This window comes from Streptosporangium sp. NPDC048886 (assembly GCF_055586905.1).
In genome coordinates this window covers 141,930-156,658 of the sequence record NZ_JBVJHH010000019.1, presented here as the reverse complement: position 1 = coordinate 156,658, position 14,729 = coordinate 141,930, and the positions used below count along the sequence as shown (strand labels likewise).

Below are 14,729 nucleotides of genomic sequence, written 5' to 3'. Positions count from 1 at the left end.
CCCCCAAGGGCCCGGGCCGCGTACCCGGGCCCGTCCCGCCGCCGGGCCGAGGCGAGACGGCGGCCCGCTTTTTACGACATTCGGTTACACACAACACCAAGGGGTAACGATAGGAACGAACCATCATCAGGGGGGATGAAATGATCAGCATGCTTCACAAGATGGGCGTCCGGTCGGGCATGATGTACACGGCCGGCCTCGCGTCGATCGGCCTGTCCTTCGCGACCTGGCTGACCTCCAGGGAAGTCGAGAGTGCCGGCCTGGACCGGGCGGACCGGTGGGGGATCTTCATCGGCCAGTGGGCGCCGACCTTCTTCGCGCTGGGGATCGCGCTGCGGATCGAGGAGACGCACACCGACACCCGGGCGATGGGCGGGGAGATGCTCGAGGAGACCTACGGCGAGACCAGGATGCCCTCACGCGCCGGGGTCTAGCCGGGAAGCAGGCAGGTGAGTGCGGGCCGTGTTCCGGGGGGACGCGGCCCGCCCGCGTGCCGGGCGACGGCACGCGCCTCCGACCGGCCCGGCTCCCGGCCGGACCGCTCCCCGACCGACTGCCTCTCCGACCGGCCGCTCCCCCGCCCGGCCGCTCTCCCGCCCGGCCGGTCTCACGGGCGCCTGACGATCGCCGGATGCCGCGGATCGTCGACACGGACGACGACGTCGGCGACACCGCCCGGCCCGACCTCCCGCTCGTAGCGCGCGTAGGCGGGCAACGTCCACCGCCACTCCGGGGCGGTCCGCCGGGCGAGCGCGCCCGGCGAGAGCCACAGGTGCACGGCCAGGTCGAACGGCAGCCCCCGGCCCAGCAGCAGGGCCCCGTCCAGCAGGAGCACCCCGCCCCGCGGCACGGTGACGTAGGAGGCGCGGGTGGCCCGGTCGGCGGCGCTGTCCCAGAGCGTGGGCAGGACCTTCCCCGAGCGGCCGGGATCGAGCGGGCCGAGCACCTCTCGGATCAGGGCTCCGTGGTCGAGCCAGTCGCCGTAGAAGGCGTCCGGGTCGGTCCGGCCGTACTCCAGGCGCAGCGACGCCGGGCGCAGGAAATCACCGGACGACACCCGGAGGACCTCGCGACCACGGAGGCGGAGCGGATCCACCAGCGCGTCCCCGAGCCACTCCGGCCGCGCCGCCGGAGCGCCGTCGAGCGCCACCCGCACCCACGAGTCCGGCGGGGCCGAGGCGATCCGGTCGGCGAGCTCCTCGACCAGCAGCGGCAGCGAGATGGGCCGTATGTCCATACGGACATCCTTCACCGGAGCGCGGGTGGGCCGCACGGGCTCCCCGGGCCTCCGGTGCGTCCGGGGACGACACGGCACCGCCACGATCCAGTCAAAGTCAGTCGTTATCCGCCCCAAAAGTTCACACACCGTGTTGTCGTCTTGTCACTAGCGGTAACGATCCATGTGGATCGTACCGGCTTGACCGTGACTGGGCACCGGCCTCCCGATCGTGCCCGTCCGGGAGGACGCGCGCTCGGGGAGCAGACGTGACCTTCGCGTCTCATCGTCACCACGATCACGGCAGGCCACCCATGGAGACAGTGCGTCAGGAGAACTTCGATGATCAAACGTGGTAAACCCACCAAGAACGGCCAGGTCAAGCTCACCTTCACCGTGCCGGCCGACCAGCCCCTGGGCGGGATCTCGCTGGTCGGCGACTTCAACGACTGGGACCCCTACGCCCACCCGATGCAGCGCAAGGACAACGGCACCTACCAGGTGAGCCTCACCGTCCCGTCGCAGCAGCCCATCCGCTTCCGCTACCTCGCCGACGGCGGAGTGTGGTTCGACGACGCCGACGCCGACCACCACGACGAGCACGGCGGACGCCTGCACCCGGCGGGTGGAAACCTCGCGACGCCCATCATGTAGGACACGGCAGCACGGCCGCCCGCGGCCCCGCGGCCGCGTCACAGGAAGGAGGCCCGCCGTCGCCACGAGCGCCATCCGCTGGGGCGGCCTCCCCCCTCCTGTCCCGCCCCGGCCCGGCCCTCCGCCCGGTGGGGCCCCGCGACCCCGCACGGGCCCCGGCGGAGAGCCGCCGGGCCGATCCCCGGTCTCCGGTCACCGGCCGTCGGCGGCGGTGCCGAGACCGTTCACCACGAGGGCGAGCACGGCGCCGTAGGCCGCGTGGCCGGCGGCCATGACCGCCGGGCGCCCCGGCCTGTCACCGGAGATCGGCGGCAGAATGCCCAGGCGCGGCACCCAGCCCTGGTAGCTGACGAGCCAGATGGCCAGCCCGTAGGCGACGCCGACGGCGACCGGCGCGCGCCGCCGCCCGCAGGTCAGGGCGTACAGGGCGCCGCAGGCCGCGCCGAAGCCGAAGTGGGTGATCGCGCCCAGTGCCCTCTCGCCCCGCTTGGGCCGGTGCCTGTGGCCGGGCAGGAAGGCGCGGGCGATCCGTTTGGGCGGCTGGTCCGGCATCAGGCCGGCCCGGTCTCCGGCGAGCATCACCGCGCTCATCACCGCGGTGGCGAGCACGCCGCCGGCGGCTCCGTTCACGAGGTCACGCGTCACGATCCCACCTCCTGTACGGATTTCCGTACCCGGTTACCGGGATGTATGCGCAGCGGGAGCCGCCTACCGGGCGTCGCCGAGCGCACCGAGGGTGTCGCGGGCGAGCTGCAGCTCCTCGCGCGGCCGCACCACCAGCACGGGCACCGCGGCCTCCCGCGCGCTCACCGCCCCGTCGGCGTCCAGGTCGGCCCGGACGGGCGGCTCGACGCCGAGGAGCCCGAGCCTGCGGCAGACGGCCTCGCGGACCTCCGGCTGGTCCCAGCCGATCTCCCCGGTGAACACCAGCGCGTCGAGCCGGCCCAGGCTCGTCGCGGCGGCGGCGATCTCCCGGGCCACCCGGTGGGCGAACACCTCCAGGGCCAGGGCGGAGGCGTGGTCTCCGGCGTTCACCAGGTCTCTCGTGTCGCCGGACCTGCCGTCCGAGAGCCCGAGCAGCCCGGAGCGGTGTTCCAGCCCCTCACGCAGCTCTTCGAGGGAGAGCCGGGAGTCCGACAGCAGCCACAGCAGCATGCCGGGATCGACGCTGCCCGACCGCTTGCTCATCGGGACGCCCTCAAGCGGCGTGAACCCCATGGAGGTGTCCACGCTGCGGCCCTGCCGGACCGCGCACACCGAGGAGCCCCCGCCGAGATGGGTGAGCACCAGGTGCAAGGTCTCGGCGGGCCGCCCCAGCAGCCGCGACGCCCGGCCCAGGGTCCAGGCGTAGGACAGCCCGTGGAAGCCGTAGCGCCGCAGGCCGTACCGGCTCCTCCACTCCGGCGGCAGCGGGTAGGTGGCGGCCGGCTCGGGCAGGTCGGCGTGGAAGGCGGTGTCCGGGCAGAGCACGTGCGGGATCTCCGGCAGCCGCCGCCGGCAGATCTCGACGAGCGCGAGCGCGGGCGGCACGTGCAGCGGGGCGAGGTCGGCGCACTCGCGCACCGCGGCCAGGACCCCGTCGTCGACGACCGCCGGGCGCCGTACGGCGTCGCCGCCGTGCACGAGGCGGTGTCCGACCGCCACGGGCCCGTGCTCGGGCGCGGCGTCGAGGAAGTCCGACAGCGTCCGTTCGGCCTCGGCCGGGTCGGGGCTCTTCTCGCTGTGCGAGGTGCGCAGGACCCGGCCGTTCTGGACGAGGTGGAGCTGGAGGCTCGACGACCCCGCGTTGACGGTGAGCACCGCCGGATCGGTGGTTCCCATGGCTTCCCGGTGCCCCCGGCGACGTGGGGCAAACGGCCCGCCCGGCCCGGATCCCCGGCGGCCCGCCGCCTTTCCGGCCGGCATGGGGCTCCGGCCGTCCCGGATTGAACTATATAAGTTATGACTCATACAATGGCGTCATGCACGCGTTCGACATTCTCGGCGATCCGGTGCGGCGCCGGATCCTGGAGCTGCTCGCCGACGGCGAGCTCTCGGCCGGCGAGATCGGCGCCGTCGTGCAGGAGGAGTTCGGGATCTCCCAGCCGGGGGTCTCGCAGCACCTGCGCGTGCTGCGCGACAACGGGTTCGCGACCGTCCGGGCCCAGGGCACCCGGCGCCTGTACGCCGTCGACCCCGCCCCCTTGCGGGAGGTCGACCTCTGGCTGGAGCGCTACCGCCGGTTCTGGGAGCGGAGCCTGGACGCCCTCGGCACCGAGCTCGCCCGGGGAAGGCGCGAGCGCCGGATGCGGAACGCCGCGGAGGCGGGCCCCCCGGACGGCACCCCCAAGACGGAGGACAGAGAAGACACATGACCGGCATCGCCCCCCTGACCTCGGCGTTCACGCCGACCCGTTGAACTGTCCTGAGCCACGGGCGTACGGTGGTGATAGTGGTTTCCGTCTTTGCACGGCTCCCCACAAGGGCGCTGTCTCCAACAGCCGTAGACAGCGGGGCAACATGACTCGACTTTCCGTCACGGTGAGCGACCATCCACACTTCTCCGTGGTCTCGCTCGCCGGTGATCTCGACAAATTATCGGCCCCACAGCTTGAGGAGGCGCTCGCGGGACTGCTGACGCGAGGACACGTCCGGATCATCATCGACACGGCGGACCTGGGTTTCTGCGACTCCACAGGGGTCTGGGCGCTGCTGACGAGCATGCGTCGCGCCTACGAGCAGAACGGCTGGCTCCGGCTGGCCGGCGTCCACGGATTCCTCGCCCGCCTCCTGGAGCTGACCCGGCTGGGCGCGGCGTTCCCCATCGACTCGGATGTGAGCGAGTCCCTGCGGCGGGCCTCCGAGGGGACCCTGTCGGCCTTCCGGTGAGCCCCGGCGGGCCCCGCCTCCCCCGGAGGTCCGCCGGGGCGGCACGGCGCCCCGCCGTCCGGCGGGGGTGGCGCTGGCCGCCCGTGCCGCCCCCTCCTCCCTCATGGTCCCGGCACTCCGACGTCACGCGGGCCGCCGGCCTCCCTCACCCTCCGTGCGGGTACGGCTGCGCGCGGTAGAGAACGGCGTTGATCCCGAGTGCCGCCGCGGCGTCGACGTTGTCGGCCCGGTCGTCGAGGAAGGTGACCTCGCCGGGGGCCGCGCCGAGCCCGTCGAGGACCTTTTCGAAGATGGCGGCGTCGGGCTTGGCCAGGGCCAGGCGGCAGCTGTAGAAGCGGTGGGCGAACATCGCGGCCCAGGGGGCGTGGTCGATGGCCGCCGCCAGCGGCTCGGGAGCGTTGGACAGCAGCGCGAGCCGGTGGCGGCCGGTGAGCTCGCCGAGCATGTCGAGGCTGGCGGGGTTGAGGTGGGACCAGCTCGCGACGTCGGCCGCGTTGAGCTCGGCCACGACGGGATCGGCGGCGGCCAGCTCCCGGCCGAGGACGTTCCCCCAGTAGAGGTGGGGGTCCTGGCCGCGGTCGTAGAGATCCCGGTGACGCCAGTAGCGCTCGCGGAAGGCCTCGGGATCCTGGCCCGCGACGGCGGCCATGGCCGCCACCTCCCCGGCCGGCTGCGCCAGGGAGATCACCTCGCCGTAGTCCAGCAGCATCCAGGCGGTCACGGATTCCTCCAGGTCGGTCCGGTGCGGGGCGGTCACGGTTTCTCCCAGGTCGGTCCGGTGAGAGCGGGCGGCGGGCGCGGGGATCCGGCGCCCCGACCGTACCGAGCCTGGAGGGGCGGCGGCCACGCCCAGCTGTTCCGCAAACATTTCACGTTCATTCGAACATCTTCGATGTTCATCCGCAAGCGGGAGCCGCATCGGGGTCCGACGGGAACAGCGGCCACACATCGGATGCCCTCGCCAGGCTCAGCGCCGCCGGTTATGCCGCCGAGCGGCCAGCCACAACAGGGCCATCGGGACCAGCGCGCCCACGGCCGCCCCGGTGAGCAGGCCCAGGATGGTGTCGAGGCCGCCGTCGGATCCGGCGAGCTCCTCTCCGGCGGAGCGCAGCAGCGACACCAGGGCCACCGCCGCCAGCGCCAGGGTGACGGCGACGAGGGCGTAGAACTTCGGACTGAAGAAGAGGCTGCGCCCGGGTGCCTGCGGCGGCGCGGCCAGCTCGGCGGCCGGTCCCACGCTGGCGGCCTTGGGCCGCTTGAAATACTCGAAACGCACCCACGTGCCGCACGGCTCCCAGCCGTCGGGGGCGAGCAGGTCGAGCAGGCCCTGCCTGCGGCCGGGCGGGACCAGCTCTCTCCGGTATTCCCACTGCTGGGGGTGCTCGGGGTCGCGGACGCTGACGAACAGGCCCTTCGCGTCGACCCTGTCGACCTCCCAGCCCTGCGCGCCGTACTCGTTGAGCATCTTGACGTCGTGGAACAGGTCGGCGGTCCAGCGCCAGGTGCGGGCGCCCGTGGCGGGCCCGGCGGGCGGGGCCGGGGTGACGGCCAGCTCCCGGGCCAGCTCGGCCACCGGGCCGAACTCCTCCTCGGGGTCGCCGCCGCTCTCGGCGAGGTAGCCGGCGAGGTCGTCGAGCGTGGCCCTGACCCGGTCGGCCGGCGTGCCCGCCTCGGCCAGCAGCACGGCGAGCTCGCCGAAGTAGCCGCCGCCCGCCTCCCCGCAACGACCGCTCCCGGCGGCCTCGTCGACGTGGCCGCTCATCGGAGCTCCTCTCCCTGCGGACCCGCGGGCTGCGGCGCCTCGACGCGGCCCTTGGCCAGTACGGCGCGCACCGACTCGTCGAAGCCCAGCCAGAGCCCGCCCTGCTCGGCAAGCGTCTGCCTGCCCTGGTCGGTGAGCCGGTAGTAGCGGCGGCCGGGCCCGCGCTCGGTCACCCGGAACTCGGCGGTGACCAGCCCCGCCTCCTCCAGCCGGTTGAGCACCGGGTAGAGGGTGCCGCCCTTGATCTGACCGAGGCCCGCCTCGGCGAGGTCTTTGGCGATCTCGTAGCCATAGTTCTCGCCGGCCGTCAGGCTGGCGAGCACCAGCAGGTCGAGCACGCCTTTGAGCCAGCTCGCGCGTCGATCGCTCGTCATGGTAGCGATCCTACCTAGCCCGCATGCCCGACTAGCTCGCGCCGCGGCTGCGGGGTGAGCACCAGGCCACGGAGGTCGATCAGCGCGTGCAGCAGGATCGGCAGGAGCAGGCTGTCGGTCCTCAGGTAGAGCGAGGTCAGCCCGAAACCGATCAGGGCGACCATGAGCATGCCGCGCCAGCCCTGGTAGAGGTGGCCGAGGACGAAGACCACCAGCGCGCCGAAGGCCGCGACCCCCTCGCTCAGGCCGAACGCGTGCGTGCCGACCGCGATGAGCAGGCCCCGGTAGACGATCTCCTCGGTGACGCCGGCGGTCACCGACAGGCCCGCGGCGTACCAGCGCTCGGCCGGGGTGCGCGGCAGCAGGTGGTGGAAGGCCTGCTGGCCGGGGACGGGCCTGCCCCTGGCGGCCAGCCACCTGATGACGAGCACCCCGGCCGTGGCGGCGACCAGGAAGCCGGCGATCGTGCCGAGGGTGTCAGCCAGCGGCTCCTTGATCACCAGGCCGACGCCCGCGGCGTCGAGCCCCGGCTCCACGGCGACGATGAGCAGCGCCACGGCGGCCAGCGCCCACAGCTCGGCACTCCAGAGCGTGAACATCCGGCGGTAGACCGCGGGGTCCTGGTCGCGGGTACGGGCCAGCCTGTCGTAGGTGCGCTTGCCGAGCAGGGGGCTGACGACGGCCAGGTAACCGACGAGGACGGCCGTCAGGGCGAGCGACAAAGGGGTGAACGACACGGGGGACCTCCATAGGTGCTGTGCTATCTAGACGGTAGAACAAGCTAGTTAGGAATACAACCTAGATGGCGATCCCGCCACCCTCGCGGGCACCCGGGAGCGCGACGCCGCGCACTCCGGCGAGCGGTCGAGCCAGACGCCCGATCGAGGGGCGAGGCGGGCGCGGCGGGCTCCCCACGCCGGCACTTGCGTGGCTAACTTTGTTAGCCTAAAGTCATGGCTAACAAAGTTAGCCATGGAGGAACGGTGCTCAAGAAGATCCTGCTCATCGCCGTCGCCCTGCTCGTCGCCGTCCCCGCGGGCCTGTACGCCTGGACGCTCGTCGCCCCCCACAAGGTCCGCACCGAGATCGAGATCAACGCTTCGCCGGAGCGGGTGTGGCAGGTGCTGACCGACTTCGGCACCTATCCGCAGTGGAACCCGTTCATCGTGAGCGCGGAGGGGCAGGCACGTGTCGGCGCGGTGCTCACCAACCGGCTCTCCGACCAGGGCGAGATCACCACTTTCAGCCCCACGGTCCTGGCCGCCATCCCCGGGCGGGAGCTGCGCTGGATCGGCCGGTTCGGGGTGCCGGGGATCGTGGACGGCGAGCACTACTTCCGCATCGAGGACCTCGGCGCCGGACGCAGCCGGCTGACGCAGGGCGAGACGTTCACCGGCGCGCTCGTGCCGCTGGCCGGCGGCGCCCTGGAGGTGGCCGACAACTTCGCGGCGATGAACACGGCGCTGAAGGCCCGCGCTGAGAAGATGCCCTGATGAGCACCCAGCCGGAACTGACCCCCCTCACCCCCCGGGCGGCGGAGATCGTCACGGTCGCCCGAGAGCTGCTGGAGGAGGAGGGACGCGACGCCCTCACCATGCGTGCCCTGGCCGACCGGCTCGGCATCCGGGCACCGTCGCTCTACAAGCACCTGCCTGACAAGGCCGCCGTCGAGGCCGCGCTCATGGAGCGGGGGTTCGCCGAGATAGGGACGGCCCTCCACGCGGCGCTCCAGGCGGCCCTCGGCTCGGCGCCCCGGCGGGAGCCGGTCGACGCGGTGCTCCGTGCCTACCGGCGCACCGCCCTGGCCCACCCCAACCTCTACCGCCTGGCGACCTCGGGACCGCTCCCCCGGCAGCGGCTCGCCCCCGGCCTGGAGGAGTGGGCGGGCACCCCCTTCTTCCTGGCCGCCGGCGAGCCGTACCTGGCCCAGGCGCTGTGGTCCTTCGCCCACGGGATGGTGATTTTGGAGCTCGACGGCCGCTACCCGGACGGCTCCGACCTCGACCGGACCTGGGCGGAAGGGGCCCACGCCTTCACCTCGCGTCCCGCCCGATGAGCTCCGCCGGCGCGTCCTGCCGCCGGATCGTGCGGGGCCGTGGGACACTCCCTCCGGGACCGGAGTCACGTTCTGGCAGGCCGGGGCGTATGCCGCTGCTGATCCAGCGAGAAACGGGCTATCGGGACCGGTCCCGTGGAACCTATGGTCTCCGGGGGGAACCGAGGATGTCTCGCGTCCGTATCACCATGGACAACGCCGCCCTGCGCGAGGTGGCCGCGCACACCGCCACGGGCAGGGAGCCGCGCTTCGACGCCCGGACCACCCAGGTGGTGGGGCGGGTCGGCGCCGGGCACGGCGGCAGACCGGTCGAGGAGGTGGAGGAGGCCCTGCGGGCGGCCCTGCTGCAGCTCCCCGGGGTCCAGCAGTTCGACGGAGCGCAGATCGGCAGGTGGGCCAGGCGCATCAGCCTGCGGCAGGATCCGCTGGCCGAGCCGTAGCCGGACCTCAGGCGCGCAGGACGGTGAGCCGGACGGTGGATCCGGCCGGACCGTGGAGGATCTCCACCTTGTCGCACATCTGGCGCATCAGCCAGAGCCCGTAGCCGCGGCGGGACCCGACCGGGGGCGCGGTCGTGCCGGCCTCGGCGTCGGTGAGCAGCCCCGCCCGGTCACTGATCTCCGCCACGATCCGGTCGGCGGCGCGCAGCAGGGTGACGGTGCCCGCGGTGCCGGCGTGGTCGAGCACGTTGTTGGCGGCCTCGCTGATGGCGAGGATGAAGTTCATCTCCCGCAGCTCGTCGAACGCCTCCGGCTCCAGGAACCGGCGGGCCAGCTGCCGGAGCCCGGCGAGATCGCCGACGATCGGGAAGGACACCTTCCGGTCACCGTCCGCGGCCGCCCGCGCGCCGTCCGGTGCGACCTGCGTGCCACCGAGGGTCACCTGCGCCCCGTCCCGGGCCACCTGCGCCCCGTCCAAGGCCACCTGCGCCCCGTCCGCGGCCGCCGACGCGCCGTCCAGGGTCACGTGTGTGCCCTCGGCAGCGGCTCGGGAGCCCTCCTCCGCCGCCCGTACGCCCTCCTGGGCCGCCTCAGCCACGAGATTCTTCGACAATCCGGACGACCTGGTCGAGGGCGGAGATCCGGAAGAGCGCCCGCAGGTGCTCGCTGACGTCGGCGAGGACCAGCTCGGTGCCCCGCTCCGCCGCTTCGGCGTGGGCGTCGAGCAGGGCGACGATCCCCGACGAGTCGCAGAACTGCACGTGTGTCATCTGGATCACCAGTCTGCCGGGCGGGTGGGCGAGACATTCCCCCACCGCGGTGGACAGCGCCTCCGCCGCGTCGCGATCGAGGTCGCCGACCGGGATGAGCAAGAACGAGCCGTCGGTATCCGCCCGCTTCTCAAGCCGAATGGCCATGTCCTCACCACAGGGTCAGTTGTGCACCAGGTATCGTCAGATTACCTGAAAAGCCAGGAGTGAGATGCGGCAGGAACCCCCCTTCGGCGGCGGAGAGATGGGCGAACGGATCCGAGGGCACGACTGGGGGGCGACTCCTCTGGGGCCGATGGATCAGTGGCCGGCCCCCCTCAGAGGCGCCGTCGACATCGCACTCTCCTCCGGCATGCAGATCGTCCTGTTCTGGGGGCCCGAATACATCGCCCTCTACAACGACCCCTACATCCCCACCATCGGCGCCAAGCACCCGGCGGCCCTCGGCCGACCGGCCGTGGAGAACTGGGCGGAGACCTGGGACGTCCTGCGCCCGCTGCTCGACCGGGTGCGCGAGACGGGCGAACCCTTCTGGGCCCCGGACCACCCCTTCCGGCTGATCCGGCACGGCTTTCTCGAACAGACCTACTTCGACGTCTCCTACGGCCCCGTACGGCTGGCCGACGGGTCCTCCGGCGGGGTGCTGTGCCTGGTCAGCGAGACGACCGGACGGGTGCTGGGCGAGCGCAGGCTGCGTACGCTGAGCCAGGTCGGCGCGGCGACGAGCGGGATGGGCACGCGTCAGGAGGTGGCGCAGGCCGTCGTCTCCGTCCTGGCCGAGGCACGCGACGACGTGCCGTCGGCCCTGCTGTATCTCTCCGGCGACGACGGGGACCTGCGGCTCGCCGGGCCACAGGGCGCGGCTCCGGCGCGGATCGCCGCCGACGACGACCTCCTGCGCTCCGTGGCCGGCGGGGACGCCGCCACGGAGCTGCCCGGCGGGCGTTTCGGCTCCTGCGGCCCGGTGGTCGCGCTGCCCCTCACCTCGGGAGCCGACCTGCTGGGCGTGCTCGTGTGCGGGGTCAACCCGATGTTGCAACTGCGCGGGCCGTACCAGGAGTTCTTCGAGGTGCTCGCGGCGAGCGTGTCACGGGCGCTGTCCGCCGCCGAGGCCCACGAGCGGGAGCGCGACCAGGCGCGGGCGCTCGCGGAGCTCGACAACGCCAAGTCCGCGTTCTTCGCCAACATCAGCCACGAGCTGCGCACCCCGCTGACCCTGATCCTCGGCCCCCTGCAGGAGCTGCTCGACGACCCCTCCCTCGGCTCCGAGCAGCGGGTCGCCCTCCACGCGGCCCGCCGCAACGCGATGCGGCTGCTCACGCTGGTCAACGACGTGCTCGACTTCACCAGCGTCGACTCCGGCTGGACCCGCGCCCGCTACCAGCCGACCGATCTGGTCGCGCAGACCGCCGAGCTGGCCGGGGTGTTCCGCTCGTCGATGGAGAGCGTCGGGCTGACCCTCCGCGTGGAGGGCGGGCCGCCGCCGGGGCCGGTCCACCTCGACCGGCGCATGTGGGAGCGGATCGTCTTCAACCTGCTCTCCAACGCGTTGAAGCACACCTTCACCGGCGGCGTCACCGTCGGCGTCCGGGACGGCGATGGCCATGCCGTGGTCACGGTCTCCGACACCGGCGTCGGCATACCCGGCCACGAGATGGTCAGCCTCTTCGAACGCTTCCACCGGATCAGCGGGTCGCCGTCGCGCAGCCACGAGGGGACGGGCATCGGCCTGGCCCTCGTGCGCGAGCTGGTCACCCTCCACGGCGGCCGGATCGAGGCCGACAGCCGTGTCGGCGAGGGGACGACCTTCACGATCACCCTGCCGTACGGCTCGGCGCACCTGCCCCAGGACCAGCTCGTCGAGGCGGGCGCACCGTACGGACCGGCACCGGGCGAGGCGCCGTGGCTGCCGATCCCGGACGAGCCGCCGGTCCGCGGCCCGGCGGCCGGGACCTCGGCCCGGGACACGGCGGACGGAGCCGATCGAGACACCGCGGACAGGGCAGCGGGCCAGGGCGCGGCGGGTGAGACCGCGGACCCCGTCCCGGCGGCCGGGACCGTCCCGGAGCCCGCCGCGGACCATCCCGCTCTGGAGCGGATCCTCGTCGCCGATGACAACGCCGACCTGCGCGACTATCTCGTCCGCCTGCTCAGCCCGCACTGGGTGGTGACGGCCGTCGCCGACGGCGCCGCCGCGCTGAACGCGGCCCGGGAGCAGCCGCCCGACCTGGTCATCGCCGATGTGATGATGCCCGGCATGGACGGGCTGGAGCTGGTGCGCAGGCTACGCGGCGACCCCGACACCCGGAGTGTGTCGATCATGCTGCTGTCGGCGAGGGCCGGCAAGGAGGAGTCCCTGACGGGGCTCACCGCGGGGGCCGACGAATACCTGGTGAAGCCGTTCTCCGCCCGGGAGCTGCTCACCCGGGTGCGCGGCGTGCTGCGGCTGGCCGCCACCCGGTCGCGGCACAACCGCCAGCTGCGCGAGCTGACCGAGGCCGCGCTCGCGATCAACGAGGCACCGTCGGCGCGCGAGGTGCTGGCGCTCACCGAGAGATACGGTCGGCTGCTGGCCGACTCCCCTGCCGCGGAGGTGGCCCTCACCTCCGGCGGTGACCTCCGGATCGAGCCGCCGAGCGCCACCGCCTCCGGCGACGGCGCCGACGACACGGTGCTCCGGCAGCTCGCCCAGCTCACCGTCGCGCGCCTGGAGAACCTGGAGCAGCTCGAGCTGGAACACCGGATCGCGACCACGCTGCAGCTCGCCCTGCTGCCCGAGGTCCCCGACATCACCGGCGTGGAGATCGTCGGCCGCTACCTCCCGGGCAACGACGAGGCCGGCGTCGGCGGCGACTGGTACGACGTCATCCGCGTCTCCGACGACGAGGTGGTGCTGGTGATCGGCGACATCGTCGGCAAGGGGGTGAAGGCCGCCGCCACCATGGGCCGGATGCGCAACGCGCTGCGGGCCTACGCCCTGGAGGACCCCGACCCCGGCCGGACCCTCAGCCGTCTCAACCGGATGACGGCCGGCCGCCACGACCGCATGCACGGAACCGTCCTGTGCGTGCGGCTGTCGCTGCCGACCGGACACCTGCACTACTCCAGCGCGGGCCACCCACCCGTCCTGGTCTGCCGGGCGGACGGGGAGGCCGGCTATCTCGACGGCGCGACGGCCCCGCTGATCGGGGCCGTGCCGTCCATGGTCTTCTCCACGGCCGAGGCCCGCCTGGACCGGGGCGACCGGCTGCTCCTCTACACCGACGGCATCGTCGAGAAGCGGTCGGCGGACATCCTCGCCGGCATGGCCAGGCTCCGCTCCGAGATGGCGAGGGCGGCCGGTCTCGGCCTCGACGCCCAGTTGGAGTCGCTGCTCAACCTGATCGACCGCGAGGACAACCGCGACGACGTGGCCCTGCTCGGCTTCGCCCTCGCCTGAGCGTCGCCGGGTCCAATCCCGCGACGCGATCCGGATCAGTCCTGCGACACGATCCGGACGAACTCCTCGAAGGAGAAACGTCCGTCGCCGTCGGCGTCGGCGTCACGGTTCAGCGACCCGATGGCCTCGGCGGGCAGGTCGGGGAAGTGCTCGCCGAACTCCTTCTCCGTGATGAAGCCGTCGCCGTCGCCGTCGATGGCGGCGAACGCCTGCCTCAGCTCCGTCAACCGCTCACCGGTGGGCTCTGCCGACATGCTGGTCCGCCTTCCTCGACGACCTGTGAACGCCCCGCGTCCGATCAGCTGACAACTTACGGGAGCCCCCGCCCACCCGGCCACCCCGCCCCCGCCGGCCCCTCCACGCGGGGCCTCCAGCAGGACCTTACGCAGGGCCTTTCCGCGGCGGGCGGGCGCTCCACCACGCCGGAGCACCTACTCCGCGAGCCTAGACTTCCCACCATGATTCGTCCCGCGACACCGGATGACGTTCCGGCGATCATCGACATGATCCGTGAGCTGGCGGAGTACGAGCGGGCGCTCGACGAGGTCGAGACCACCGCGGAGCAGCTCCACGACGCGCTCTTCAGCCCCGCCCCCGCCGCGTTCTGCCACATCGCCACCGACGGGGAGCAGGTGGCGGGGTTCGCGCTCTGGTTCGTCACCTACTCCACCTGGCTGGGCAAGCACGGGATATACCTCGAAGACCTCTACGTCCACCCCGGCCACCGGGGTCACGGGTACGGCAAGCAGCTGCTGGCCGAGCTCGCCCGCATCTGCGTGGAGCGCGGTTACGGCCGGTTCGAGTGGTCGGTTCTCGACTGGAACACCCCGAGCATCGCCTTCTACCGGGCACTGGGCGCGGAGCCGCTCGACGAATGGGACAGATACCGGCTCACGGGAGCGGCGCTCGAAAAACTCGCCGCGACCGAGAGACTGGGATAACCGGATGCGGACGCGGGTCCGCACCACCCGCGGAAACGTCAACGGGGCCAGCTCGACACCGGTCGGGCTGGCCTTTTCGGTTGTCAGGACATGCCCGCCCGGTCCGCGGCGCACGGCCGCCGCCGGCCGTGAACCTTTCATCCGCCCGCCCTCCCCCGTGCCCTTCTGAACTGCGCGGACGTCCTCCGCCGGGCCGGGGGGAGAGCAGG

Annotated in this window: 19 protein-coding genes; 9 read left to right on the top strand and 10 right to left on the bottom strand. The window is 72.7% G+C overall.

Annotated elements, in window-relative coordinates; genetic code table 11:
* Positions 1-140: 140 nt before the first annotated feature.
* Positions 141-434, top strand: coding sequence for a hypothetical protein (locus tag ACZ6R6_RS24325; protein WP_470096858.1), 294 nt, complete (start codon positions 141-143; stop codon positions 432-434).
* A 173-nt stretch (positions 435-607) separates the two neighbouring features.
* Here the strand turns inward: ACZ6R6_RS24325 and ACZ6R6_RS24320 are convergent, their stop codons facing one another.
* Positions 608-1,237 carry a nucleoside/nucleotide kinase family protein gene (locus ACZ6R6_RS24320; RefSeq protein WP_470096856.1) on the bottom strand — a complete coding sequence of 210 codons (630 nt, stop codon included), beginning with the start codon at positions 1,235-1,237 and terminating at the stop codon, positions 608-610.
* A gap of 321 nt (positions 1,238-1,558) precedes the next feature.
* Here ACZ6R6_RS24320 and ACZ6R6_RS24315 point away from each other — a divergent pair, with 321 nt between their 5' ends.
* Entirely contained in the window at positions 1,559-1,870 is a 312-nt protein-coding gene (locus ACZ6R6_RS24315) for an isoamylase early set domain-containing protein (RefSeq protein ID WP_306865898.1), read from the top strand.
* 192 nt (positions 1,871-2,062) lie between these two features.
* Here ACZ6R6_RS24315 and ACZ6R6_RS24310 read toward each other — a convergent pair whose 3' ends face one another.
* Positions 2,063-2,515, bottom strand: coding sequence for a DUF6789 family protein (locus ACZ6R6_RS24310; protein WP_470096854.1), 453 nt, complete (start codon positions 2,513-2,515; stop codon positions 2,063-2,065).
* Between the two features lie 63 nt (positions 2,516-2,578).
* Positions 2,579-3,691: an acetate/propionate family kinase gene (locus ACZ6R6_RS24305; protein ID WP_470096852.1), complete on the bottom strand. Its 1,113-nt coding sequence runs from the start codon at positions 3,689-3,691 to the stop codon at positions 2,579-2,581.
* 140 nt (positions 3,692-3,831) lie between these two features.
* Here ACZ6R6_RS24305 and ACZ6R6_RS24300 point away from each other — a divergent pair, with 140 nt between their 5' ends.
* Together ACZ6R6_RS24300 and ACZ6R6_RS24295 are read left to right on the top strand one after the other, a co-directional pair.
* Positions 3,832-4,224: an ArsR/SmtB family transcription factor gene (locus ACZ6R6_RS24300; RefSeq protein ID WP_470096850.1), complete on the top strand. Its 393-nt coding sequence runs from the start codon at positions 3,832-3,834 to the stop codon at positions 4,222-4,224.
* Between the two features lie 145 nt (positions 4,225-4,369).
* Positions 4,370-4,738, top strand: coding sequence for an STAS domain-containing protein (locus ACZ6R6_RS24295; RefSeq protein WP_470096848.1), 369 nt, complete (start codon positions 4,370-4,372; stop codon positions 4,736-4,738).
* Between the two features lie 145 nt (positions 4,739-4,883).
* Here the strand turns inward: ACZ6R6_RS24295 and ACZ6R6_RS24290 are convergent, their stop codons facing one another.
* The 4 genes from ACZ6R6_RS24290 to ACZ6R6_RS24275 form a co-directional block, all read right to left on the bottom strand.
* Complete coding sequence (locus ACZ6R6_RS24290) at positions 4,884-5,495, bottom strand: HAD-IA family hydrolase (protein ID WP_470096846.1); 612 nt, start codon at positions 5,493-5,495, stop codon at positions 4,884-4,886.
* A 210-nt stretch (positions 5,496-5,705) separates the two neighbouring features.
* Positions 5,706-6,500 (bottom strand): hypothetical protein, encoded by a 795-nt coding sequence (locus ACZ6R6_RS24285; protein WP_470096844.1) that lies wholly within the window; start codon positions 6,498-6,500, stop codon positions 5,706-5,708.
* Complete coding sequence (locus tag ACZ6R6_RS24280) at positions 6,497-6,874, bottom strand: PadR family transcriptional regulator (protein ID WP_470096842.1); 378 nt, start codon at positions 6,872-6,874, stop codon at positions 6,497-6,499. The genes ACZ6R6_RS24285 and ACZ6R6_RS24280 overlap by 4 nt, the downstream gene beginning before the upstream one ends.
* Positions 6,875-6,888: 14 nt before the next feature.
* The gene (locus ACZ6R6_RS24275) at positions 6,889-7,611 is read right to left on the bottom strand and encodes a CPBP family intramembrane glutamic endopeptidase (protein WP_470096841.1); all 723 of its coding nucleotides are present in this window, start codon (positions 7,609-7,611) and stop codon (positions 6,889-6,891) included.
* A gap of 216 nt (positions 7,612-7,827) precedes the next feature.
* Between ACZ6R6_RS24275 and ACZ6R6_RS24270 the strand changes: the two genes are divergently transcribed.
* The 3 genes from ACZ6R6_RS24270 to ACZ6R6_RS24260 all read left to right on the top strand — a co-directional run bounded on the left by ACZ6R6_RS24270 (position 7,828) and on the right by ACZ6R6_RS24260 (position 9,370).
* Positions 7,828-8,367, top strand: coding sequence for an SRPBCC family protein (locus ACZ6R6_RS24270; RefSeq protein WP_470096839.1), 540 nt, complete (start codon positions 7,828-7,830; stop codon positions 8,365-8,367).
* On the top strand, positions 8,367-8,930 hold the full coding sequence (locus ACZ6R6_RS24265; protein ID WP_470096837.1) for a TetR/AcrR family transcriptional regulator: 564 nt from the start codon (positions 8,367-8,369) through the stop codon (positions 8,928-8,930). Before ACZ6R6_RS24270 ends, ACZ6R6_RS24265 begins: the two co-directional genes overlap by 1 nt.
* Positions 8,931-9,097: 167 nt before the next feature.
* Positions 9,098-9,370, top strand: a complete 273-nt coding sequence (locus tag ACZ6R6_RS24260; RefSeq protein ID WP_470096835.1) for a hypothetical protein — start codon at positions 9,098-9,100, stop codon at positions 9,368-9,370.
* Between the two features lie 7 nt (positions 9,371-9,377).
* On the opposite strand, the gene ACZ6R6_RS24255 is transcribed toward ACZ6R6_RS24260, so the two are convergent.
* Together ACZ6R6_RS24255 and ACZ6R6_RS24250 are read right to left on the bottom strand one after the other, a co-directional pair.
* Positions 9,378-9,968, bottom strand: a complete 591-nt coding sequence (locus tag ACZ6R6_RS24255) for an ATP-binding protein (RefSeq protein ID WP_470096833.1) — start codon at positions 9,966-9,968, stop codon at positions 9,378-9,380.
* On the bottom strand, positions 9,961-10,287 hold the full coding sequence (locus ACZ6R6_RS24250; RefSeq protein WP_470096831.1) for an STAS domain-containing protein: 327 nt from the start codon (positions 10,285-10,287) through the stop codon (positions 9,961-9,963). The genes ACZ6R6_RS24255 and ACZ6R6_RS24250 overlap by 8 nt, the downstream gene beginning before the upstream one ends.
* A gap of 148 nt (positions 10,288-10,435) precedes the next feature.
* Here ACZ6R6_RS24250 and ACZ6R6_RS24245 point away from each other — a divergent pair, with 148 nt between their 5' ends.
* Positions 10,436-13,579, top strand: a complete 3,144-nt coding sequence (locus ACZ6R6_RS24245) for a SpoIIE family protein phosphatase (protein WP_470096829.1) — start codon at positions 10,436-10,438, stop codon at positions 13,577-13,579.
* Positions 13,580-13,614: 35 nt separating this feature from the next.
* Here the strand turns inward: ACZ6R6_RS24245 and ACZ6R6_RS24240 are convergent, their stop codons facing one another.
* Positions 13,615-13,833, bottom strand: a complete 219-nt coding sequence (locus ACZ6R6_RS24240) for an EF-hand domain-containing protein (RefSeq protein ID WP_470096827.1) — start codon at positions 13,831-13,833, stop codon at positions 13,615-13,617.
* Between the two features lie 204 nt (positions 13,834-14,037).
* On the opposite strand from ACZ6R6_RS24240, the gene ACZ6R6_RS24235 reads away from it, so the two are divergent.
* Entirely contained in the window at positions 14,038-14,520 is a 483-nt protein-coding gene (locus ACZ6R6_RS24235) for a GNAT family N-acetyltransferase (RefSeq protein ID WP_470096825.1), read from the top strand.
* The last annotated feature ends 209 nt before the right edge of the window (positions 14,521-14,729 follow it).